This is a genomic window from Poseidonocella sp. HB161398 (genome assembly GCF_005870025.1).
Classification (GTDB): Bacteria; Pseudomonadota; Alphaproteobacteria; order Rhodobacterales; family Rhodobacteraceae; genus Mangrovicoccus.
Map to the genome: position 1 here is coordinate 185242 of NZ_VATA01000002.1, position 23511 is coordinate 208752.

At 69.2% G+C, this 23511-nt stretch carries 19 protein-coding genes; 11 read left to right on the forward strand and 8 right to left on the reverse strand.

Features of this window, described 5'->3' with window-relative positions:
• Positions 1–3: 3 nt before the first annotated feature.
• The 3 genes from dusA to FGX59_RS02385 all read right to left on the reverse strand — a co-directional run bounded on the left by dusA (position 4) and on the right by FGX59_RS02385 (position 2967).
• Positions 4–1050 (reverse strand): tRNA dihydrouridine(20/20a) synthase DusA, encoded by a 1047-nt coding sequence (gene dusA, locus FGX59_RS02375; protein ID WP_138464909.1) that lies wholly within the window; start codon positions 1048–1050, stop codon positions 4–6.
• A 206-nt stretch (positions 1051–1256) separates the two neighbouring features.
• Complete coding sequence (gene aroB / locus FGX59_RS02380) at positions 1257–2378, reverse strand: 3-dehydroquinate synthase (protein WP_138464910.1); 1122 nt, start codon at positions 2376–2378, stop codon at positions 1257–1259.
• The gene (locus FGX59_RS02385) at positions 2362–2967 is read right to left on the reverse strand and encodes a shikimate kinase (protein WP_255471530.1); all 606 of its coding nucleotides are present in this window, start codon (positions 2965–2967) and stop codon (positions 2362–2364) included. The genes aroB and FGX59_RS02385 overlap by 17 nt, the downstream gene beginning before the upstream one ends.
• 82 nt (positions 2968–3049) lie before the next feature.
• Between FGX59_RS02385 and FGX59_RS39255 the strand changes: the two genes are divergently transcribed.
• The 3 genes from FGX59_RS39255 to FGX59_RS02395 are packed head-to-tail and all read left to right on the forward strand — an operon-like array spanning position 3050 to position 5581.
• Positions 3050–3181 (forward strand): hypothetical protein, encoded by a 132-nt coding sequence (locus FGX59_RS39255; protein WP_255471527.1) that lies wholly within the window; start codon positions 3050–3052, stop codon positions 3179–3181.
• Entirely contained in the window at positions 3171–4658 is a 1488-nt protein-coding gene (locus tag FGX59_RS02390) for a hypothetical protein (RefSeq protein WP_138464911.1), read from the forward strand. Before FGX59_RS39255 ends, FGX59_RS02390 begins: the two co-directional genes overlap by 11 nt.
• Positions 4655–5581, forward strand: a complete 927-nt coding sequence (locus tag FGX59_RS02395) for a site-specific tyrosine recombinase XerD (protein WP_171060487.1) — start codon at positions 4655–4657, stop codon at positions 5579–5581. Before FGX59_RS02390 ends, FGX59_RS02395 begins: the two co-directional genes overlap by 4 nt.
• A gap of 45 nt (positions 5582–5626) precedes the next feature.
• Here FGX59_RS02395 and FGX59_RS02400 read toward each other — a convergent pair whose 3' ends face one another.
• From FGX59_RS02400 to FGX59_RS02410, 3 genes are read right to left on the reverse strand one after another with little or no spacing between them, the layout of a single operon-like run.
• Positions 5627–6685 carry a patatin-like phospholipase family protein gene (locus FGX59_RS02400; RefSeq protein ID WP_138464912.1) on the reverse strand — a complete coding sequence of 353 codons (1059 nt, stop codon included), beginning with the start codon at positions 6683–6685 and terminating at the stop codon, positions 5627–5629.
• Entirely contained in the window at positions 6682–7227 is a 546-nt protein-coding gene (locus FGX59_RS02405; protein WP_138464913.1) for a hypothetical protein, read from the reverse strand. Before FGX59_RS02405 ends, FGX59_RS02400 begins: the two co-directional genes overlap by 4 nt.
• An 18-nt stretch (positions 7228–7245) precedes the next feature.
• Complete coding sequence (locus FGX59_RS02410; RefSeq protein ID WP_138464914.1) at positions 7246–8019, reverse strand: 3-hydroxybutyrate dehydrogenase; 774 nt, start codon at positions 8017–8019, stop codon at positions 7246–7248.
• 529 nt (positions 8020–8548) lie between these two features.
• Here FGX59_RS02410 and FGX59_RS02415 point away from each other — a divergent pair.
• The 4 genes from FGX59_RS02415 to FGX59_RS02430 all read left to right on the forward strand — a co-directional run bounded on the left by FGX59_RS02415 (position 8549) and on the right by FGX59_RS02430 (position 13772).
• On the forward strand, positions 8549–10255 hold the full coding sequence (locus tag FGX59_RS02415; RefSeq protein ID WP_138465049.1) for an extracellular solute-binding protein: 1707 nt from the start codon (positions 8549–8551) through the stop codon (positions 10253–10255).
• A gap of 71 nt (positions 10256–10326) precedes the next feature.
• Entirely contained in the window at positions 10327–11862 is a 1536-nt protein-coding gene (locus tag FGX59_RS02420) for a class I adenylate-forming enzyme family protein (protein WP_138464915.1), read from the forward strand.
• Complete coding sequence (locus FGX59_RS02425; RefSeq protein WP_138464916.1) at positions 11849–12481, forward strand: DsbA family oxidoreductase; 633 nt, start codon at positions 11849–11851, stop codon at positions 12479–12481. The genes FGX59_RS02420 and FGX59_RS02425 overlap by 14 nt, the downstream gene beginning before the upstream one ends.
• 67 nt (positions 12482–12548) lie before the next feature.
• Positions 12549–13772 carry an MFS transporter gene (locus FGX59_RS02430; RefSeq protein WP_138464917.1) on the forward strand — a complete coding sequence of 408 codons (1224 nt, stop codon included), beginning with the start codon at positions 12549–12551 and terminating at the stop codon, positions 13770–13772.
• A gap of 55 nt (positions 13773–13827) precedes the next feature.
• Here the strand turns inward: FGX59_RS02430 and mfd are convergent, their stop codons facing one another.
• Both mfd and FGX59_RS02440 read right to left on the reverse strand, forming a co-directional pair.
• On the reverse strand, positions 13828–17289 hold the full coding sequence (mfd, locus tag FGX59_RS02435; RefSeq protein WP_138464918.1) for a transcription-repair coupling factor: 3462 nt from the start codon (positions 17287–17289) through the stop codon (positions 13828–13830).
• Positions 17290–17346: 57 nt separating this feature from the next.
• On the reverse strand, positions 17347–17856 hold the full coding sequence (locus tag FGX59_RS02440; RefSeq protein ID WP_138464919.1) for a hypothetical protein: 510 nt from the start codon (positions 17854–17856) through the stop codon (positions 17347–17349).
• 124 nt (positions 17857–17980) lie between these two features.
• Between FGX59_RS02440 and hemB the strand changes: the two genes are divergently transcribed.
• The 4 genes from hemB to FGX59_RS02460 all read left to right on the forward strand — a co-directional run bounded on the left by hemB (position 17981) and on the right by FGX59_RS02460 (position 22840).
• Positions 17981–18979 (forward strand): porphobilinogen synthase, encoded by a 999-nt coding sequence (gene hemB / locus FGX59_RS02445; RefSeq protein WP_138464920.1) that lies wholly within the window; start codon positions 17981–17983, stop codon positions 18977–18979.
• Between the two features lie 126 nt (positions 18980–19105).
• Positions 19106–19657 carry a YSC84-related protein gene (locus tag FGX59_RS02450; RefSeq protein ID WP_138464921.1) on the forward strand — a complete coding sequence of 184 codons (552 nt, stop codon included), beginning with the start codon at positions 19106–19108 and terminating at the stop codon, positions 19655–19657.
• Between the two features lie 83 nt (positions 19658–19740).
• Positions 19741–22206, forward strand: a complete 2466-nt coding sequence (locus tag FGX59_RS02455) for a penicillin acylase family protein (RefSeq protein ID WP_138464922.1) — start codon at positions 19741–19743, stop codon at positions 22204–22206.
• 73 nt (positions 22207–22279) lie between these two features.
• Positions 22280–22840, forward strand: coding sequence for a helix-turn-helix domain-containing protein (locus tag FGX59_RS02460; protein WP_171060488.1), 561 nt, complete (start codon positions 22280–22282; stop codon positions 22838–22840).
• Positions 22841–23511: the final 671 nt, after the last annotated feature.

Here is a 23511-nt window from a genome sequence, read left to right on the forward strand (position 1 = left end):
GCCTCACTCGGCGGCCAGCGCCCCGGGGATGAGCGCCAGCGCCTCCTCGACGATCTCCGCCCCCGCGCCGTCGCGCGCCGCGGCCGTCGAGAGATGCCGCCGCCAGGCCCGCGCGCCGGGCCGTCCGGCAAAGAGCCCCAGCATGTGGCGCGTGACCGAATGCGCCCGTCCGCCCGCAGCGACATGGTCGGCGATATAGGGGATCATCGCCCGCGCCGCCTCTTCCGCCGTCACCTCCGGGTGGCTGTCGCCGAAGATCCGGCGGTCCGCCCCGGCAAGGATCGCCGCCGGTTCGTGATAGGCCGCCCGGCCGATCATCACCCCGTCGAGCCCGTCCCGCAGGAAGCCCTCTGCCGCCTCCAGCGAGCCGATGCCGCCATTGACCGAGACATGCAGCCCGGGATAGCGGCGCTTCATCTCCACGACGAGCGGGTAGTCGAGCGGCGGGACGTCCCGGTTCTCCTTCGGGCTCAGCCCCTGCAGCCAGGCCTTGCGGGCATGGATCGCAAAGCGGCGGACGCCCGCGGCGGCGACGGTCTCGAGGAAATGCGGCAGCACCTTTTCGGGCGCATCGTCATCGACGCCGATCCGGCATTTGACCGTCACCTCGGCCGGGCTCGCCGCGATCATCGCCGCCACGCAGCGCGCCACCAGATCGGGATCGCGCATCAGCACCGCGCCGAAGGCACCCGACTGCACCCGGTCCGAGGGGCAGCCGACATTGAGGTTGATCTCGCCATAGCCCGCCGCATGGCCGAGCCGCGCGGCCTCGGCCAGCTCCTCGGGCTCCGATCCGCCGAGCTGCAGCGCCAGCGGATGCTCGGCCGCGTCATGGTCCAGCAGATGCAGCGCGCCGCCGCGCACCAGCGCGGGCGCGGTGACCATCTCGGTATAGAGCAGCGCCCGGGCCGAGAACTGCCGGTGCAGCATGCGGCAGTGACGGTCGGTCCAGTCCATCATCGGCGCCACGGAGAGGCGGGACGCGCGTTCAATCAGGGAGGGGCTGCCGCCCGTCGCGCTCCGGTCCCGCTCTTGCCTGTCAGGTGTCATCATCGTCTTCCAGCGTCGCCCGTCATTTCGGTTCCGCCGCCAGTCCCCGGGACCGCCGAATTGCATTCCAGGACTGCCGGCATGGCCGCCGTTATATCGCGGGTGCGGCGGAATGGCACGAGCTCTTTGCCGCGCCGCTCCATGGCCGGAGCGCTGCGCTCCGGAAGGCCGGCGCGGCCGTTCGGGCCGCGCCGCCGATCGCGGGATTAGACAGCGGCCAGGGCCTCGTCCAGCATCTCGCGGAGCACGCCTGGCGCGACATCGGAGGTCACGAAGGCCGCGCCGATGTCGCGTGCGAGGATGAACCGCAGCTTGCCGTCCAGCACCTTCTTGTCCTGCGCCATCAGCCCGATCAGCGCCTCGGCGCCCGGCAGCTCGCCGGGAATGTCGGCCAGGTCGGTCTTCATCCCCATCTCGCGCAGATGCGCGCGCACCCGCGAGGGCGCCTCCTGCGAGCAGAGCCCCAGCCGCGCCGAGAGCTCGAAGGCCAGCGCGCAGCCGATCGCCACGCCCTCGCCATGCAGCAGCCGGCCGGAATAGCCCGTCGCCGCCTCGAGCGCATGGCAGAAGGTGTGGCCCAGGTTCAGGAGCGCGCGGTCGCCCTGCTCGGTCTCGTCGCGGGCCACGATCTCGGCCTTCATCTCGACCGAGCGCGTCACCGCGCGCAGCCGGGCCGCCGGATCGCCCGCGGCCAGCTTCGGGCCGTTCGCCTCGAGCCATTCGAAGAAGGCGGCATCGCCCAGGAGGCCGTATTTCACCACCTCGCCATAGCCCGCCAGCAGGTCGCGCCGCGGAAGGCTAGCCAGCACGCCGGTATCCGCCAGCACCAGCGAGGGCTGGTGGAAGGCGCCGATCAGGTTCTTGCCGTGATGGGTGTTGATGCCGGTCTTGCCGCCGACCGAGCTGTCGACCTGTGCCAGCAGCGAGGTCGGGATCTGCACGAAGCGCACGCCCCGGCGCAGCACTGCCGCCGCGAAGCCGACCAGATCGCCGATCACCCCGCCGCCGAGCGCGATCACGATGTCGCGCCGCTCGATCCGCTGGTCGAGGAGCCAGGAGCAGACCGTCTCCAGCTGGCCCCAGCATTTCGTCGCCTCGCCGGGCGGCAGCGACAGATGCGCCGAGGCGATGCCCTCGGCCTCCAGCGACCGGACCAGACCGGGCAGGTGGTGCCCGGCCACGGTGCTGTCCGACACGATCGCGACGCGGGGCCGGTGGAGCAGCGGCGCGATCAGCGCGCCCGCCCGGTCCAGAAGCCCCTCTGCGATCAGCACGTCATAGGCGCGCTCTCCAAGGGCCACATGGACCCGCTCAACCGGTTCGCTCACCGCTCTCCTCCAGGATGTCGTTCAGTTTCGCCAATTCCGAAATGACTTGGCCGGTCGTGTCGGCCACGCTGTCCTCGGGCCGGGCCCGGACATGGACCGGGGCGCGCGCATAGACCGGATTGCGGCTCTCGCAGAGCTCGGCCAGCGTGCGGTAGGGGTTCTCCGTCTGCAGCAGCGGCCGGCCCGTGCGCCCCTTCACCCGCGACCACAGGAGCGGCACATCCGCCTGCAGCCAGACCGCCAGCCCGTCGCGGTTGATGTTCAGGCGGTTGGTGTGGTTCATCCAGGCGCCGCCGCCGGTCGAGAGGATTTTCGGTTCGTCCTGCAAGAGCCGCAGGATCACCTGGGTTTCCTTCTCGCGGAAATAGATCTCGCCGAAGCGGGCGAAGAGCTCGGGGATCTCGTAGGAGGAGGCGCGCACGATCTCCTCGTCCGAATCCATGAACGGGACCCCGAGCTGACGCGACAGTTCCCGGCCGACCGAGGTCTTGCCGCAGCCCATCATCCCCACCAGGACCACTGTCTTGTTCAATCGGTAGGTCAATCTGCCGGTCCGGTCCTGCTCTATTGACGGATTGAGACACGGCACCGCCGTGTTATACTGGGAGGCGACGTATAAGTTGAACAAGAAACATCGTCAAACGCGCAGAGGCTCCGAAGGCAGGTCTGAGATGATAATACTGAAAGCACTGGCATTCCTGCTGGTCGTAGCGGGACTCGGGCTGGTGGGATTCGCCTATTTCGGCAATCTGGCGCCAGTGCCGACCGAAATGTCGATCCCGGTGGAACTCGGTGCGCAGTAGCGTCCGCATCGCGGTCGCGCTCTGTGCCGGACTGGCGCTGCCCGGGCAACCGGCCGCGGCCCAGGACCGCGCGGGCGGATCGCTGCCGTGGCTCAGCGACAGCCTGTCCGGCAGCACGCCGGGCCTGCCGCCCCCCGCGGGCGCCGCGCAGGTGGAAACCGGCACGCTCGGCCAGCTCGACCGCGACGCGACCGGGCTGATCCCGGCGCGCGCCGCCGGGCTGCCGCCCGACCTGTGGAAGACCAGCGACAGCGACCGGGTGATCGCCATGCTCGACAGGCTGCCGCCCTCGCCCTATCCCGGCGCCCAGGCGCTGGTGCAGCGGCTGCTGCTGACCGAGGCCGAGCCGCCCGCGCGGATGGACGACGCGCTCTTGACCGCGCGGATCGACGCGCTCCTGCGCCGCGGCGCCATCGACCGTGCCCAGGCGCTGATCGAGCGCGCCGGGCCCGACACGCCCGACCTCTTCCGCCGCTGGTTCGACATCAGCCTGCTCTCGGACAGCGAGGACCGCGCCTGCCAGGCGCTGGAGGCCAATCCCGGGCTGACCCCCAATCCGATCACCCGCGTCTTCTGCCTGGCGCGCGAGGGCCGCTGGACGACCGCCGCGCTGACGCTGGAAAGCGGCCGCGGCCTCGGCGATGTCTCCGAGTCGGAATACGCGCTCCTGGCGCGCTTCCTCGATCCCGATCTCTACGAGGGCGAGCCGCCGCTGACCCCGCCCCGCCAGGTCACGCCGCTGGCCTTCCGCATGTTCGAGGCGATCGGCGAGCCGCTGCCGACCCGCGACCTGCCGCTGGCCTTCGCCTGGTCCGACCTGCGCTTCGTCTCCGGCTGGAAGGCGCAGCTCGAGGCGGCCGAGCGGCTGGCGCGTGCCGGATCGGTCTCGGGCAACCGCCTGCTCGGGCTCTATACCGAGCGCAAGGCGACGGTCTCGGGCGCGATCTGGGACCGGGTGCGCGCGGTGCAGGCGCTGGACCTGGCGCTGAATACCGGCGATCCCTCCGCCGTCTCTGCCGCGCTGATCGATGCGCGCTCGGCGATGGGCATGGCCGGGCTCGAGCCCGCCCTGGCCGAGATGATGGCGCACCGGCTGACGCGGCTGAGCCTGCGCGGACCGGGCGCCGAGGCCGCACTGCGGCTGCAGCTCTTCGCGGGCCAGGCGCCTGCGGCGATCCATGACGGCGCGGGAAGCGACCTGCAGCTCGCCTGGGCGATCGCGGGCGGCCATGAGAGCCCCGCGACCGGCGACAGCCGCGCCGACCGGCTGGCGGCGGCCTTCGCGGACGACCCGGTGCCGCTGGCCGACGGCACCGGCGAGGCGATCCTCTCGGCGCTGACCCTGCTGGTGCCGGGCGCCGAGGCCGATTTCGAGGACCATGTCCATGCGCTGGAGCTGCTGCGCGCGGCGGGCCAGGACCAGGCGGCGCGGCGGATCGCGGCGGACATGATCCTGGCCGGAGGGATCGGGCGATGATGGAGGGCTGGATCAGCCGCTTTCTCGAAGCGCAGAGCGCCGAGCTCGACGCCGCGCTGAACACCCGCCTCGCCTATGGCCGCGACCTGAAGGACTTCGCCACCTGGCTCGGCGGGCATGACAGCGATTTCCTGAAGATCGACCGCGCGGGCATCGAGGACTACATCGCGTTCTGCGAGGCCCAGGGCCTGTCGCGCGCCACCCGCGCGCGCCGCCTCGCCTCGATCCGCCAGCTCTTCCGCTTCGCCTATGAGGAAGGCCTACGCGGCGACAATCCGGCGATCCAGATCCGCGGGCCCGGCCGGGCCAAGCGGCTGCCGAAGACGCTGAGCATCGAGGAGGTGGAACGCCTTCTCGAGGCGGCCAAGAACCACGGCCGCAACCAGCTGGAGAAGACCCGCACCACCTGCCTGGTGGAACTGCTCTATGCCACCGGCATGCGGGTGAGCGAGCTCGTCACCCTGCCCGTCTCCGCCGTGCGCGGCAATCCGGCGATGATCCTGGTGCGCGGCAAGGGCGACAAGGAGCGGCTGGTGCCGCTTTCGCCGCCCGCCAAGGCCACGCTGGCCGCCTGGCTGGCCGAGCGCGACGCCGAGGAGGAGGCCGCGAAGAAGGCCCGCGGCAAGCCCGCCTCGCCCTATCTCTTCCCCGGCCGCGGCCAGACCGGCCACATGACGCGGCAGGCCTTCTTCGTCCTGATGAAGACCGTCGCGGTCAAGGCCGGGGTCTCTCCGGCCACGGTGACGCCGCACACGATCCGCCACGCCTTCGCCACGCACCTGCTGCAGAACGGCGCCGACCTGCGGGCGATCCAGATGATGCTGGGCCATGCCGATCTGGCGACGACCGAGGTCTATACCCATGTGCTGGAAGCGCGGCTGCGCGAGCTGGTGCTGGAGCACCATCCCCTGGCCGAGGAGTGAAGGACAGGGCGGTTCCACTTGAAAACCGCTCCGTAGTCCCTTGATTTAGCTGAACATCGCCACTTCGTCGACCGAGCTTTCCTCGCCGATCTTGTCGAAATGCGCCGCCAGGAAGTTATCCGCCGCGGCGTAGCCCGCCTTGTGCAGCTTGCCCAGCAGGTAGGGCGACGGGATCAGCTTGGTCACCACCGACAGCTCGCGCATCATCTCGTCATCCGAGATCATGTGGATATTGACCCCGCGCATCGAGCCCTCGGGGATCTGCCCGGTCGCCAGCAGCCGCTTGACGAAGGAGATCGCCCGGAGCTCGCGCAGGAGCGAGGAGTTGAAGCTGATCTCGTTGATCCGGTTGTCGATTTCCTGCGGCGTGGTCGGCAGCTCGTCGCGCTCCAGCGGGTTGATGTTGATCACCACGATGTCCTCCGGCAGGTGGCGGCCGAACATCGGATAGAGCGCCGGGTTGCCGGTATAGCCGCCGTCGTAGAAGAACTCGTCGCGGCCGGTCCTGCGGTCATGGATCTGCACCGCCTGGAAGATCGTCGGCAGGCAGGCGGAGGCCAGCACCGCATCGACCGAGATCTCGTCGCCCGCGAAGATCCGCGCCTTGCCGTCGCGCACGCGGGTGGTGCAGACGAAGAATTCCGGTCCCCGCTCGGTGCGGCAGATATCGTCGAAGGCCAGCTGCTGGACGATCCGCTCCAGCGGATTGCGGTAGACGGGCCCGTACATGTAGGGCGACAGGAAGCCCGAGGCGGCCTCGGCCATCAGGAAGGCCGGCGAGGCGGCATAGGCCTCGCGGAAGAGCCCGAAGAGCGGCCCCAGCGCGTTGATCCAGGCGCTCATCCGCAGATCCTGCACCGCGCCGATCTGGGTCCAGAGCCAGTTCAGCGTCTCGATCGCCTTCTTGCGCGGATCGGGCGCCACCGGGCAGGAAAGCCCCGCCTTCAGCGCCGCGCCGTTCAGCGCCCCGGCAGAGGTGCCCGAGACCGAGGCGATCTCGATCCGCTCGTCTTCCAGGAGCCGCACCAGCGCGCCCCAGGTGAAGGCGCCATGGGCGCCGCCGCCCTGCAGCGCCAGGTTGATCCGCTTCGGGGCATCGCTCATCCGCCGTCCTTCTCCTCGCGCCCGGCAAGGCGCTTCAGCGTGCCGGGGTCGGTGCTGCCGGAAAAGCCCATCGCCCGCTTCACTCCGGGGATCATCGCCGCGCCGTTCATGGCGAAGGCCAGCTCGATCAGCCCGTCCTCGCCGAAGGCGGCGCGCACGCGGTCGCGCGCCTCCGGATCGTCGCTGCGCCGCGCCACGACCGCATCGGCCAGCGCCATCACGTCGCCGAGCGGACCGGGCAGCTCGCCCGGCGACGCCGTCAGGAACTCCCGGATCAGCCCCTCGCGCAGCCCCGCGGCCTTGGCCTGGGCGATCTCGCTCTCGACGCAGTCCGCGCAGCCCATCGCCAGCGCCCCGCGCAGCCGCGCCAGGTGGTAGGCCTCGGGCGGCACGTCCTGGTTGGGGTCGAGGAAGGCCAGGAACTTGCGGTAGCGCCAGAGCAGCCGGGTATTGGTCTCGGCGATCCGGCGCACATAGGGATAGCCCACGCCGAGCCGGGACTCGGTGCGGCCGATCAGGACTTTGCTCAATGCGCCGAACACTGCGGACCTCCTGTCAGATCAGAGCGCGGTCCAGCCGCCATCCACCGAGATGGTGGTGCCGGTGACCTGGTCCGCGGCCGGGGAGCAGAGATAGAGCACGGTCCCGCCGAGCTGCTCGACCGTGGCGAATTCCTTGGAGGGCTGGCGCTCGAGAAGCACCTTCTCGATCACCTCCTCCTTGGTCATGCCGTATTCCTTCATCGTGTCGGGGATCTGCGCCTCGACCAGCGGGGTCAGCACGTAGCCCGGGCAGATCGCATTGGCGGTGATCGCCTCGCGCGCGGTTTCCAGAGCGGTGACCTTGGTCAGCCCGACAACCCCGTGCTTGGCCGCGACATAGGCGGATTTGTAGGGAGAGGCGGTCAGCCCGTGCGCCGAGGCGATATTGACCACCCGGCCCCAGCCGGCGGCGCGCATCTTCGGCAGCGCGGCGGCCGTGGTGTGGAAGGCGGAGCTGAGATTGATCGCGATGATCGCATCCCACTTGGCGGCCGGAAACTCGTCGATCGGCGCCACGTTCTGGATGCCGGCATTGTTGACCAGGATGTCGCAGGCGCCCGCCTTCTCGATCAGCGCGCGGCAGTCGTCGCCCTTGGACATGTCCGCCGCCACATAGCGCGCCTCGACCCCGTAATCGGCGCCCAGCTTGGCGGCCAGCGCGTGATCCTCGTCGCGGTCGGTGAAGGAGTTCAGGACCACATTGATCCCCGCCTTCGCCAGTTCCGTCGCAATGCCCAGTCCGATCCCGGAATTCGATCCGGTGACGACAGCCGTCTTGCCTGCCAGAGTCATGTCGGTACTCCCCTTCTGCCTGGCCTGAAGGTAATTGCTGCGGACGCGAAAGCCAGACCAATCATGCCCGGCCCGCGGAATCCGCGAAATTGCCGCGCTTGGATGCCATCTCCGCCCTGCCGCTGCAACCGGCGGGACTCCGCCGGGGATGCTGATTCTCTCCGCGATGGCGGGACGGGACGGGGCGGATGGCCGGGGAAAAGCCCCCGCGGGCGGGGTCCATGTCGCTTTAGGCCTTGAATCCTTGGGCTGCCCAGACAAAAAAGACGCCGGCACAAGGCCGGCGTCAAGTCATTGAGGCAGGTTTCATACAGGCAAGAAACCTATCGAGCAGTGCTTCTTATATAAGGCCAAGGCGGCCTGTCTCCAACCCCAAAGTTTCAAAATCGGCGCATATCTGCTAGGCAGGCCCAAACAAAACCGGAGCAGGAACAAGAATTTGACATATCGCGCTGGACGGACGGGCTGGGTGCTTGCGGCACTCCTCTCGGCGGGGCTCGCACAGGCAGAGCCGCAATACGGCATAGCTATGTATGGCGAGCCCGCGCTGCCACCGGATTTTGTGTCCCTGCCCTATGCCAATCCCGATGCCCCCAAGGGCGGGCAGATCATCTTCGCCGAACAGGGCGGCTTCGACAGCCTCAACCCCCATATCCTCAAGGGCCGCGCGCCCTGGGGCGTCTACAGCCATGTCTTCGAGTCGATGATGGGCCGCTCCTATGACGAGCCCTTCACGCTCTACGGACTGCTGGCCGAGAGCATCGAGACCGGGCCGAATCGAGAATGGGTGGAGTTCACCATCCGCCCCGAGGCGAAGTTCTCCGACGGCTCCCCGGTGACGGTCGAGGACGCGATCTGGTCCTACGAGACCCTGGGCACCAAGGGGCATCCGCGCTTCCTCGGCAGCTGGCAGAAAGTGTCGAAGATCGAGCAGACCGGCGAGCGGTCCTTCCGCATCACCTTCAACACGCCCGACCGCGAGCTGCCGCTGATCATGGGGCTGCGGCCGATCTTCAAGAAGGCGCAGTGGGAGGGCAAGGATTTCGCCGAGAGCTCGCTGATCCCGCCGATCGGCTCCTCGCCCTACCCGATCGCCGAGTTCGAGCCGGGCCGCTTCATCAATTTCCGCCGCAACCCCGACTACTGGGGCAAGGACCTGCCCTTCAACCGCGGGCGCAACAACCTGGACCTGATCCGCTACGAGTACTTCGCCGATGCCAGCGTGATCTTCGAGGCCTTCAAGGCCGGCGAGATCAGCTCCTTCCGGGAGGGCAATGCCGCGCGCTGGCAGGACAGCTTCAGCTTTCCGCTGGTCCAGGAGGGCGAGATCGCCAAGGCCGAGATCCCGCATGACCGGCCCTCGGGCATCACCGGGCTGGTGATGAACACCCGCCGCGGGATCTTCGCCGACTGGCGGGTCCGCGAGGCGATGATGCAGGCCTTCAACTACGAGTTCATCGCCCAGACCCAGAATGGCGGCAGCGATCCCAGGATCTGCTCGTATTTCTGCAACTCGGTGCTGGCGATGTCGCACGGTCCGGCCGAGGGACGGGTCCGCGACCTGCTGGAGCCCTTCGCCGGCGAGCTGCTGCCCGGCGCGCTGGAGGGCTATTCCCTGCCCGTCGGCGACGGCACGGAGCGCAACCGCAGGAACCTGCGCCAGGCGGCGGCGCTCCTCGAGGAGGCGGGCTGGACGCCGAAGGACGGGCGGCTGGTGAATGCCGAAGGGCGCCCCTTCGAGTTCGAGATCCTGATCCGCCAGGGCTCGACCGAGTACCAGGCCATCGTCAACATCTTCACCCAGGCGCTGGAGCGGCTCGGGATCGGCGTGCGCACCACCACGATCGACAGCGCGCAGTACAACGAGCGGACCAACCGCTACGATTTCGACATGACCTTCTACACGCGGGCCCTGTCGCTCTCTCCGGGCAACGAGCAGATGCTCTACTGGGGGCACGAGGGCGTCACCGAGCCGGGCTCGCGCAACTGGATGGGCATGGACAGCCCCGCGGCCGAGGCGATGATCCGCACCATGCTGGAAACCGCCGATCCGCAGGAATTCCAGGCGGCGGTGAAGGCGCTCGACCGGGTGCTGACCACCGGGCGCTATGTCATTCCGCTGTGGTACTCGAAAGTGTCGCGCCTCGCCTATGACGCCAGCCTGCACTATCCCGAGCGGATCCCGCTCTATGGCGACTGGCCGGGCTGGCAGCCGGATGTCTGGTGGTCCGAGTGACCCGCCGCGCCGCATCCTCCGGGATGCGGTGCTCCCTTGAACCCGGCGCGCCGACGGGCTAGCCCTCGGCCATGCCGTCGCTCACCGATCTCCGCGCCGATCGCGCCCCCTGCCCGCCGGATTTCAATCTGGCCGGCCATGTGCTGGGCCGCGCCAAGGATGATCCCGACAAGATCGCGCTGGCGATCCTCAGCCTCTCGGGCTCGGAGCGCTGGAGCTACGGGCGGCTCGAACGCACCGTCCTGGGCCTGGCCGCCGCGCTGCGGGACCGGGGGCTGGCGGAGGGCGACCGGGTGCTGATGCGGCTGGGCAATACCGTCGAATTCCCGCTGGTCTACCTGGCCTCGATTGCCGCCGGGCTGGTTCCCGTGCCGACCTCGGCGCAGCTGACCGCCGAGGAAGCCGGCAAGCTCGCCGCCGATCTGGCGCCCGCGCTGATCGTTGCCGGGGCGGGCGTCGCCCTGCCCGCGGGCTGCCCCTGCCCGGTCCTGCCCGAGGACGACCTGCATGCCATGGCCGAGGCGCCGCCGATGGCGCCGGTGCCGGGCGATCCGGACCGCCCGGCCTATATCGTCTATACCTCAGGCACCTCCGGCAGCCCGCGCGGGGTGGTCCATGCCCATCGCGCGATCTGGGCGCGGCAGATGATGATGGCGGGCTGGTACGGGCTCGGCCCCGCCGACCGGCTGCTGCATGCCGGGGCGTTCAACTGGACCTACACGCTGGGCACCGGGCTGATGGATCCCTGGACCATGGGCGCCACCGCGCTGATCCCGGCCGCGGGCGTCACCGCGGCGCAGCTTCCGCTGCTCCTGAAGCGCCATGACGCCACCATCTTTGCTGCCGCGCCGGGCGTCTACCGCCAGATGCTGCGCGCGCCGATGCCGGCCCTGCCGAAGCTGCGCCACGGGCTTTCCGCGGGCGAGAAGATGCCCGCCGTCACCCGCCGCGCCTGGCAGGAGGCCACCGGCAAGGCCGTGCACGAGGCCTTCGGCATGTCCGAGATCTCGACCTTCCTCTCCGGCTGCCCGGACCGACCCGCCCCCGAGGGCACGCTCGGCTTCGTCCAGCCCGGGCGCTGCGTCGCGCTTCTGGACCCCGAAGGCCAGCCCGTGCCCCGCGGCACGCCCGGCACCATTGCCGTGGCCGCGGATGATCCGGGGCTGATGCTGCGCTACCTGAATGCCGCCGAGGAAACCCGCGCCCGCTTCACCGCCGACGGCGCCTGGTTCCTGACCGGCGATCTGGGCGAGATGGACGGCAGCGGCGCCATCGCCTATCTGGGCCGCGACGACGACATGATGAATGCCGGCGGGTTCCGCGTCTCGCCGATCGAGGTGGAGACGGTGCTGGCCCATCACCCGCAGATCGCCGAGGCGGCCGCGGTGGAGGTCGCCGCCAAGGAGGGCGCCAGCATCATCGCCGCCTTCTACACCGGTGCGCCGGTGCCCGGGGACGAGCTGGCGGCCTATGCCGCCGAGCACCTCGCCCGCTACAAGTGCCCGCGGCTCTTCGTGCATCTCGAGGCGCTGCCGAAAAGCCCCAACGGCAAGCTGATGCGCCGCAAGATAAGAACGGACTACGAGACGACCCATGATCAAGCTTGATGTCATTTCCGACCCGATCTGCCCCTGGTGCTATATCGGCAAGACCCGCCTCGACCAGGCGCTGGCCGCACGGCCGAAGCACCCGTTCGTCATCGAATACCACCCGTTCCAGCTGAACCCGGACATGCCGCGCGAGGGCATCGACCGGAAGGGCTATTACGAGACCAAGTTCGGCAGCCGCGAGGCCGCGGCCGAGACCGTGACCTCGATCATGGCGGCGGCGAAGGAGACCGGGCTCGATTTCGACCTCTCGGCCATCCCGCGCGTGCCGAACACGCTCGACGCCCACCGGCTGATCCTCTGGGCCGAAGTGGAGGGCTGCCAGGGCGTCGTGGTCGACGCGCTGTTCCACGCCTATTTCCAGGAAGGCCGCGACATCGGCGACCGCGACGTGCTCTGCGACATCGCCGATGGCGCGCGCATGGACGCGGCGATGATCCGGCGGCTGCTGGAGGGCGATGCCGACCTGAAGCTGATCGTCGAGCGCGACGCCGCCTTCCGCGGCATGGGCGTGACCGGCGTGCCGACCTTCCTCGTCGACCGCAAGCAGGCCGTCCCGGGCGCCCAGCCGGCCGCGCTGTGGATCCAGGTGATCGACGAAATTGCGGGATTGACCTAAGGTCACTGCGCGTAGATGCGCAGAACAATCAGGTGACAGACGGCATTTGCGCACATAAACGGCGTTCATGTTTGTTAAGAAATCCGAGTCGCAGCCCGGAAAGGGCGAATTTGTTGCGCTGATGGCCATGATGATGGCCACCAACGCCTTTTCCGTGGATGCCATGCTGCCGGCCTTGACCGAGATGGGCCAGACCCTCTCGCCCGAGGCGCCGGTCCGGGCCCAGCTGGTGGTCATCGTCTTCATGATCGGCATGGGGATCGGCACTTTCTTCACCGGGCCACTGTCGGATGCCTATGGCCGCCGCCCGCTGGTGATCTTCTCGGGCGCCGTCTATGCGCTCGGCGCCTTCCTGGCCTGGCTCGCCCCCTCGCTGGAGCTGATCCTGCTGGCGCGCCTGATCCAGGGGCTCGGCGCCTCGGGCAGCCGCGTCGTCGCCATGGCGATGGTGCGCGACCGCTTCGCCGGACGGGCGATGGCGCAGGTCACCTCGCTGATCATCACCGTCTTCATGGTCTTCCCGGCGGTCGCGCCGAGCATCGGCCAGGTGATCATCTGGGTCGGCGGCTGGCGCTCGGTCTTCCTGTCCTTCCTGATCTTCTCGGGGATCGTGCTGACCTGGTTCGCGATGCGCCAGCCCGAGACGCTCGCCCCCGAGAACCGCCGCCCGATCCGCCTGCCGCTGATCCGCGCCGCTCTGGTCGAGATCGTCTCGATCCCGATGGTGCGCCGCACCGTGCTGGCGATGAGCGCCTGCTTCGCGATGATGCTGACCACGGTCTCCTCGACCGAGCTCGTCTTCGAGCACACGCTGGGCCGCGGCCCGCAATTCCCGCTGTGGTTCGGGGCGGCGGCGATCACCGCGCTGGCGGCGCCGATGGTGAATTCGCGCATCGTGATGCGCTTCGGCATGCACCGGATCTCGTCGATCGCCATGGCGGTCCAGGCGAGCCTCTCGGCGCTCTACCTCATCGGCCTGACGGCGGGCTTCGTGCCGACCGATATGCTGCTGCCCTATTTCCTGTGGCAGGTGTCGATCTTCATGACGATGGGGCTGTCGATGGGCAATCTCAACGCGCTGGTGATGGAGCCGCTCGGCCATGTCGCGGGCATCGCCTCCTCGCTGATCGCCTCGCTCTCGACGCTGATCGGCGCGCTGGTGGCGATCCCGGCGGCGGCGAGCTTCAACGGCACCCAGATCCCGCTGGTGGCCTGCGTGCTGGGCTTCATGATCTTCGGGCGGCTGATGCTCTCGGGGCGCGCCTATGACCGGGCGGGCAGCCCGGCCTGAGTCACACCAGTCCCTGACAGGCAGACGGCCGGAGCGTTCCCCGCTCCGGCCTTTTTCATGCCTTCTTCTTCGCGGGCTCGGCGCGGGCGCGCTGCGCCAGGTCGCGGGCGATGTTGAACGCGCCCTTGATCCGCTCGCTGGCCTTGGTCCAGTCGCGCCGCACCACGATCTTGTTGTCCTTGATCTTGGCCAGCCCCTTCTCGGACTGCACGAATTCCACCAGCCCCTTCGGGTCGGGATACTTGTCGTTGTGGAACTGGATGGTGACGCCCTTCGGCCCGCCATCGAGCTTGGCAATCGCCGCCTTCTTGCACTCGGCCTTGATCCGCACCACCAGCAGGAGCGTGTTGACCTCCTTCGGCAGCTTGCCGAACCGGTCGATCAGCTCCGCGGCGAAGCCCTCCAGCTCCACCTTGGTGGCGAGGCTCGAAAGCCGCCGGTAGAGCCCCAGCCGGACATCCAGATCGGGCACGTAGGCCTCGGGGATCAGCACCGGCACGCCGAGGTTGATCTGCGGCGCCCACTGGTCGTCATCCTCCAGGATGCCCTCTGCCTCGCCCGAGCGGATCCGCGTCACCGCCTCTTCCAGCATGTGCTGGTAGAGCTCGTAGCCGACCTCCTTCATCTGGCCGGACTGCTCTTCGCCGATCAGGTTGCCGGCGCCCCGGATATCAAGGTCTTGCGAGGCCAAGGTGAAGCCCGCCCCGAGGCTGTCGAGCGAGCCCAGCACGCGCAGCCGCTTCTCGGCGGCGGGCGTCAGCTTCATCCGCGGCTTCGTCGTCATATAGGCATAGGCGCGGGTTTTCGACCGGCCGACCCGGCCGCGGATCTGGTAGAGCTGCGCCAGGCCGAACATGTCGGCGCGGTGAACCACCATCGTGTTCGCCGTCGGGATGTCGAGCCCCGACTCCACGATCGTCGTCGCCAGGAGCACGTCGAACTTGCCATCGTAGAAGGCGTTCATCCGGTCGTCGAGCTCGCCCGCCGCCAGCTGGCCATGGGCGACGACGAAAGTGACCTCGGGCACCTGCTCGCGCAGGAATTCCTCGATCTCGGGGATGTCGGCGACGCGCGGCACCACGAAGAAGCTCTGCCCGCCGCGGTAATGCTCGCGCAACAGCGCCTCGCGCACGGTGACCGGGTCGAATTCGCTGACATAGGTGCGGATCGCCAGCCGGTCGACCGGCGGCGTGCCGATGATCGACAGGTCGCGCACGCCCGAGAGGCTCATCTGCAGCGTCCGCGGGATCGGCGTCGCGGTCAGGGTCAGCACGTGGATATTCGAGCGCAGGCTCTTCAGCCGCTCCTTGTGGGTGACGCCGAAGCGCTGCTCCTCGTCGATGACGAGCATGCCGAGATTCTGGAATTTCACCTGCTTGGCCAGGACCGCATGGGTGCCGACGACGATGTCGACCGTACCATCGGCCAGCCCCTTGCGCGTTGCCGTGGCCTCCTTGGCGGAGATGAAGCGCGACAGCTGCCGCACCTCCAGCGGGAAGCCGCGGAAGCGTTCCTCGAAGGCCTTGGCATGCTGGCGCGCCAGCAGCGTGGTCGGCGCGATCACCGCGACCTGCTGGCCCGCCATGGCGGCGACGAAGGCGGCGCGCATCGCGACCTCGGTCTTGCCGAAGCCCACGTCGCCGCAGATCAGACGGTCCATCGGGCGACCGCGCTCCAGATCGTCCAGCGTGTCCTCGATGGCGCGCAGCTGGTCGTCGGTCTCGGTATAGGGGAAGCGCGCGCAGAAGGCGTCCCACATCCCCTCGGGCGCGGCGAGGATCGGCGCCTTGCGCAGCTCGCGCTCGGCCGCGATCCGGATCAGCCGGTCGGCGATCTCCTTGATCCGCTCCTTCAGCCGCGCCTTCTTCGCCTGCCAGGCACCACCGCCCAGCTTGTCCAGAAGCCCGTCCTCGTGGCCGTAGCGCGAGAGCAGCTCGATATTCTCCACCGGCAGGTAGAGCCGCGCGGCTTCGGCATAGTCGATATGGATCATCTCATGCGCCGCGCCGAGCGTGTTGATGACCTCCAGCCCTTGGTAGCGGCCGATGCCATGTTCGACATGCACGACCAGATCGCCCGGGGACAGCGTCTGAAGTTCGGTCAGGAAGTTCTCGGCCCGCTTGCGTTTTTTCGGCGCGCGGATCAGCCGGTCGCCCAGCACGTCCTGTTCCGAGACGACGGTCATCCCCTCGGCTTCGAAGCCGTGCTCCAGCGCCCAGACCGCCAGATTGACCGATTTCTCCGCTTTAAGAACGTCCCGGAAATCCTTGATTTCCTTAGTTCCGATCAGGCCCTCATCTTCCAGCAGGCCCTTCAGCCGCTCGCGCGCGCCTTCGGAATAGCTGGCGACGACCACCGGCCCCTGCTTGACGCGCGCTTTAAGATGGTCCGACAGGGCGCTGAAAAGGCTGACATTTTCCTGCTGCCGCTCGGGCGAGAAATTGCGCCCGATCCGGCCGCCCGCATCGATCACGCCCGGGCCGCTGGCCTGCGGCAGCGGGCTCAGCCGCATCACCCGCCGCCCGGCGGTTGCAGCGGAAAACCCCGCATCGTCGAGATAGAGCAGATGCGGCGGACAGGGCTTGTAGACCGAGGACAGCCGCTTGCGGTCGCCCATCGCCTCGCGGCGGGCGTCGTACTGGTCGGCGATCGTCTCCCAGCGCGCCAGCCGCGCCGCGTCGAACTGGTCGTCCAGCAGCACCGGCGCCCCCGGCAGGTAGTCGAACAGCGTCTCCAGCCGCTCGTGGAAGAAGGGCAGCCAGTGCTCCGCCCCCTGGTGCTTGCGCCCCGCCGAGATCGCCTCGTAGAGCGGATCGTCGGTCCCCGCGGCGCCGAATTCGATGCGGTAGTTCTGGCGGAACCGCGTCACCGCCGCCTCGTCGAGCACGATTTCCGAGACCGGCGCCAGCTCCACCTCGCTCAGCGCCTCGGTGGTGCGCTGGCTGACCGGGTCGAAGCGGCGGGCGGAATCCAGCGTGTCGCCGAAGAGGTCGAGCCGCACCGGCCCGCCTTCGCCCGGCGGGAAGATGTCGATGATGCCGCCGCGCACCGCGTAGTCGCCCGGCTCCATCACCGTCGGGCTCTGGGTGAAGCCCATGCGCACCAGGAAGCGCTTCAGCCCCGCCTCGTCGATCCGGTGGCCGACCCGCGCGCGGAAGGCCGCCTCGCGCAGCAGGCCGCGCGCCGGGATCTTCTGGGTCGCCGCGTTCAGCGTGGTCAGCAGCGCGAATTTCCCCGGCATGTCATGGACCAGCGCCGCCAGCGTCGCCATCCGCGCCGCCGAGATATCGGCATTGGGCGAGACCCGGTCGAAAGGCAGGCAGTCCCAGGCCGGGAAGGTGAAGACCGGCATCTCGGGCGCGAAGAAGGCCAGCGCCGCGCGCATCGCGTCAAGCCGCTTGTCGTCGCGCGACAGATGCAGGACAGGCCCCCCGGATGTCTCGATCTCGCGCAGCACCAGCCGCGCGTCGAAGCCTTCGGGCGCGCCGCCGACGGTCAGGTGGTGGGGGTCGGTCATGGTCAGAGAACTCCTTCGCCCGCTCCGGGTAGCGGGACCAGCGCCGGTGTCAACCGCTCAGAGGAAGGCGCGGGTCAGCACCTGGTTCATGCCGAAGACCGCCGTCACGAAGATCGCGGCCACGGCAAGCCCCTGCAGCCAGAGCCGGAGCCGCCGCATCTCCGCCATCAGCGGATCGACCTCGGCCTCCATCGCCGACATGCGCTGCGCGCTGCGCAGCACGAGAAGCTGGGAGATCGCCAGCGGCAGCGCCAGCAGGAACAGCGCCTGCGCCAGTTCCGCCCCCAGCATGGAAAGCCCGAAGAGCGTGGTCAGCGCGCAGGCCCAGAGTGCCACGAAGACATGGCGCGCGCGGCGGCCCACCCCGAGCTGGCGCGCCACCCCGGCGCGCAGGAGCGCGAAGAGGTCGCCCTCGCCGCCCACCGCGCGGGCGCGGTCGTAATGCTCCATCGGGATGCCCATCGGCGCATGGGCGGCGCGGGTCCAGACCAGGGCCACCACGATCCAGTACCAGAGGCTGGAGAAGGCCGAAGCGTTGATCAGGTCGAAAGGGCTCAGGAAGGGCACGGACGGCGGCTCCGGTTCGTCACAGGGGTGTGACGGTGCTACCCCCTCCCGCGGGCGAGGGCCAGCCTTGAGATGCGCCGCGATCCGTGGCAGTCGGGGGCTCCGAACAGACCGGAGTCCCGAGATGACCGCCCCCCATGCCTTTGAGATGCGCCAGCGCGCCCGCCGCACCCGCCAGTCCGAAGCCATCCGCTCGCTGGTGCGCGAGACCACGCTCACGGTGTCCGACCTGATCTGGCCGATCTTCGTGCGCGAGGGCGTCAATATCGAGGAGCCGGTCGCCTCGATGCCGGGGGTGATGCGCTATTCGGTCGACCGCGCGGTGGCCGCGGCCGAGGGCGCCGCGGCGCTCGGCATTCCGGCGGTCTGCATCTTCCCCTATACCGAGGCCGCGCTGAAGACCGAGACCTGCGAAGAGGCCTGGAACCCCGAGAACATCTCCAACCGGGCGATCCGCGCGATCAAGCAGGCAGTGCCGCAGATGGCGGTGATGACCGATATCGCGCTCGATCCCTACAACAGCAACGGCCATGACGGCATCGTCCGCGACGGCAGGATCGTCAATGACGAGACCGTGGTCGCGCTGGTCAAGATGGCGATGGCCCAGGCCGAGGCGGGGGCCGACATCCTGGGCCCCTCGGACATGATGGACGGCCGGATCGGCGCAATGCGCGACGCGCTCGAGTCGGCGGGCTACCAGGATGTCACGATCATGAGCTATTCGGCCAAGTACGCCTCGGCCTTCTACGGCCCGTTCCGCGACGCGGTGGGCGCCTCGGGGGCGCTGAAGGGCGACAAGAAGACCTACCAGATGGATCCGGCCAATACCGACGAGGCGATGCGGATGATCGCGCGCGACCTCGAGGAAGGCGCCGACATGGTGATGGTCAAGCCGGGCATGTCCTATCTGGATGTCTGCCACCGGGTGAAATCGGAATTCGGCGTGCCGACCTTCGCCTACCAGGTCTCGGGCGAATACGCGATGATCGAGGCGGCGGCGCTCAATGGCTGGATCGACGGCGAGAAGATCATGATGGAGAGCCTGCTGGCCTTCAAGCGCGCGGGCTGCGACGGCATCCTGACCTATTACGCGCCGCGCGCGGCCCGGCTGCTTTCGGCCTGAGGCCGCGGGCAGGCCGCATTGGCCATGACATTCCCTGCGCATTCGCGTAACCTGCCCGGCGAACGACGCCGGAACGGCGCATTTCCACAGGCAGGCTCCTCGGAGCCGGGACATTAAGAGGCGAGCATGAGCAATCCGACCCGACGGGCCTTTCTGATAGGGGGCGCCGCGCTGCTGGCCGCCTGCGACAACTCCGTGGGCACCAATGGCGCCGCAGTGATCGACCAGCGCGTGCAGAAGACGCTGCGCTACATGTTCGACAACTACCCCGAGACCCGCCAGCTGGCGGAGAAATCGGCGGGCATGCTGGTGATGCCGCTGGTGGGCGAGGCCGGCTTCATCGTCGGCGGCGGCTATGGCGAGGGCGCGCTGCTGATCGGCGACGCGACGGTGGACTACTATTCCGCCACCCAGGCCAGCGTCGGGCTGCAGATCGGCGCCCAGCAATACGCCCATGTGCTGTTCTTCCTGACCCCCGAGGCGCTGCGCGACTTCCGCACCTCGCCGGGCTGGTCGGGCGGGGCCGATGCCGAATTCGCGCTCGACAGGCAGGGCGGCAACCTGTCCGCCTCGACCGATATCAGCGGCAAGTCCGTGGTCGCGATCATCTTCGCCCAGACCGGCGTGCGCGCGGCCGCGACGCTGGCCGGCACCAAGTACACCCGCATCCTGCGCTAGTCCGCAGGGCGGTTTCAAACTGCAACCGGGTCGGCATCGCGCCGGCCCCGGGCCCGCCCCCGCCGTTCAGGAGACCGGCTTCTATGCGTTTCGTCTTCCGCTGGGGCCTGCGCCTCTTCCTGGGGCTGGCGCTGGCCTGCGCCCTCGTCCTGGGCCTGGCCTGGTACCTGGTCACGCGGTCTCTGCCCGATTACGACGACAGTTTCACGCTGGAGGGCATCTCCGCCCCGGTGGAGATCGTGCGCGACACCTATGCCGTGCCGCATGTGGTCGGCGCGACCGACGAGGATGTCTATTTCGGCCTCGGCTTCGCCCATGCCCAGGACCGGCTCTGGCAGATGACCATGTTCCGCCGCACCGCGCAGGGGCGGCTTTCCGAGCTCTTCGGCGAGCGCACCGCCAGCGTGGACGACTTGATCCTGCGGCTCGGCCTCTACCGCGCGGCCGAAGCCTCGCTGGCGGCGCAGACCCCCGAGACCCGTCGCGCGCTCGAGGCCTATGCGGCCGGGGTGAATGCCTGGATCGACCAGGTCAATGACCGCGCGCTCGGCCGCGGCGCGCCCGAGCTCTTCCTTTTCGGCGCCGATGTCGCGCCCTGGCGGCCTGCCGACAGCCTGGCGGTGATGAAGCTGCTGGGGCTGCAGCTCTCTACCCATCTCTCCGCCGAAGTGCGCCGCGCCCGCGTCGCGCTGGCGCTGCCGCCGGAGCGGGTGAAGGACATCCTGCCGGAGAGCCCGCAGAGCATCGCCGCGCTCGAGGATTTCGCCGCGCTCTTCCCCGAAGGCGGCAGCGGCGACGCGCCCTTCGACGTGGCCGAGGCCTTCCTGTCGCCCCTGCCCGCCCCCGGCGCGGCCGGCGCCTCGAATGCCTGGGCGGCCTCGGGCAAGCGCTCCGCGAGCGGCGCGCCGCTTCTGGCCAATGACCCGCATCTGGAGCTGACCGCCCCCTCGATCTGGTATCTCGCCGAGCTGCAGCTGCCCTCGGGCGGGATCATCGGCGGCACGATCCCGGGCATGCCCAATGTGCTGATCGGCCGGAATGCCGATTTCGCCTGGGGGCTGACCAGCGCCTATCTCGACGACCAGGATCTGCATATCGAAGAGGTGAACCCGGCCGATCCGGGCGAATACCGTGGTCCCGAGGGGTGGTTGCCGTTTGAAACCTCCCAGGTGATCCTGCGGGTCAAGGGCGCCGCGCCGCGGACGCTGACGCTGCGCCGCACCGCGAACGGGCCGGTCCTGCCGGGCAGCGTCTACGACCTGGCCTCGGTGACGCCTCCGGGCCATGTCATGTCGCTGGACTGGACCGTGCTCGACCCGGCCGACACCACGATGAGCGCCGCGCTGAAGCTGATGCGGTCCCGTTCGGTCGCCGAGGCCACCGAGTCCGCCTCGGGCATCGTCGCGCCCGCGCAGGTGCTGACCATGGCCGACCGGCGCCATATCGGCATGCAGCTGATCGGCCGCCAGCCGAAGCGCGACCCCGCCCATGAAACCCAGGGACGGCTGCCGTCGCGCGGCTGGGTCGCGGCCAACCGCTGGGACGGCTACCTGCCCTATGCCGACAATCCCCGCTTCCTCGATCCCGCGGGCGGCATCCTCGGCAATACCAACAACAAGTTCACCGACGCGCCCTTCCCCGCCCATGTCAGCTTCACCTGGGGCGACACCCAGCGGGTGCAGCGCTGGCAGCGGCTTATGCAGGCGCGCGAGGTCCATACCCGCGACAGCTTCATGGAGGCGCAGCTGGACACGGTCAGCGTGTCCGCACGCACGCTCCTGCCGCTGGTGGCCGGCGACCTGTGGTACACCGGCAGCGCCGCGCCCGAGGGCACCCCCGAGCGGGACCGCAGCAAGGCACTGGAATTGCTGGCGAACTGGAATGGCGAGATGAGCGAGCACCTGCCCGAGCCGCTGATCTACATGGCCTGGATGCGCTTCCTGCAGCAGCGGCTGATCGAGGACGACCTGGGCGGTCCGCTGGCGGCCAGCTTCGGCCGGGTGGAGCCGCTCTTCATCGAGCGGGTCTTCCGCAATGTCGACGGCGCCTCCGCCTGGTGCGACGTCAAGCGCTCGGAACCGGTCGAGAGCTGCACCGAGATCGCCCGGCTGGCGCTCGACGACGCGCTGGTCTGGCTGCACGAGACCTATGGCGGCACGCTCGAGTCCCTGCGCTGGGGCGACGCCCATATGGCGCATCACGACCACCCGGTGCTGGGCGGCGTCCCGGTGCTGAACTGGATCGTCAATATCCGCCAGTCCACCTCGGGCGGCGACCAGACCCTGGCCCGCGGCCAGACCCGCGGCGAAGGCCCGGACCCATTCGCCAATGTCCATGCCTCGGGCTATCGCGGCGTCTACGACCTGAACGATCCCAATGCCTCGCTCTTCGTGATCGCCACCGGCCAGTCCGGCCATCCGCTCTCGCGCCATTACGACGATCTCAGCGAGCTCTGGCGGCGCGGCGAGTACGTCCCGATGACGCTGGATCTCGACCTGGCCCGCGCCGGGGCGGAGGGAACCGTCTGGCTGCGGCCGGAGCCGGACTGACAGGGTTAAGGTCGCCGAAAGGGTTGCCATGCGAAACCGGGGCATCTTCTCCCGGTTTCGAGGTGCAACCAGCATGCAAGACCAGCCCTCCGACGACTTGCCAGAGCCCCCCGCAACCTGCGCGGACGCGGAGCATCCGCTGCATCGCGCCACCCGGCTCCTCGGCGATCGCTGGACCCTTCTCATCCTGCGCGACATCATGTTCGACGGGCACCGCTGCTTCCGCGAGCTGCGGCAGCATTCGCGCGAGGGCATTGCCAGCAACGTGCTTGCCGCGCGGCTGAAGCGGATGGTGGCCGACGGGCTCCTGACCCGGGCGGAGGCGCCGGACGCGCAGCAGCGCCAGCCCTATGCCCTGACCGAGACCGCGATCCAGCTGGTCCCGGCCATTGTCGAGCTCTGCGCCTGGGGGCTCGATCCGGCCCCGGCCACCGCGGATCTGCGGCCGCGGCTCTTCTATGGCGGCGGCCCGCGGCTCTGGCGCCGCTTCCAGCACGAGCTGCGCCAGGAGCATCTGGACGGCGCCCTGCCGGATCTGACAATCCGCACGCGGCTTTACGAAGCCGAGGGCGATGTCCTGAACGGCTTCGGCCCGCTCTGCCCGCCCGCCGTCCCGGCCCCGCCCTCCGGCTGACCGCGCCGCGTGGCACCCGGCGCAAGACGCGTCTGCAGGGATGCCGTTCTGGGGCTAGCTGCGACGGGGATCCTTTGCAGATCGACCCGCGCGACGATCCGCTGTCGGACATGGTGCATCCGTTCGCGGTTTCGCAAGCCACCGGGCGCGCGCTGGCGGGAGATCCACGCTCGCCGCTCTTCCCTTGCGGCGAACCGGCTGATCTTGCTGCAAGCAGGCGGTCGGTGAAATCACGGCACACGGGGCCTCGGGGGGAGCCTCCTGTATCAGGCGGGCCGGGCTCGGTCTGCTTCCTCGGGATCGCGCCAGTCGCCCGACGTTCGGGGCCTCTCTGGCCCCATGGGTGTCCCTGATCACCTTCGCTACGCCGCAGAGGCTTTGACCGACGCCAGCCCGCAGGCACTCTGTCCCGAACGGCACTCCGTTGAAGCGCCGATGGCCGCAATCCGGGCCCTCGGCGAGGGACGTCCGTCCGACGCGCGCCTTGGCCGCGACGTCGAGCCGGCGGCGCAGCAGCTCTGTCCCGAACCACTCTGCCTCTCTGAGCTGTCGATCGCTGTATTCCGCGCCCTTGGCGAGGGACGTCCGTCTGAGGCGCGTCCTAGCCGCGACGTCGCGGCGGCGGCGGTCGGGATCGGGCAGCCGCTCTGTCCCGAACCGCTCCTCCACGG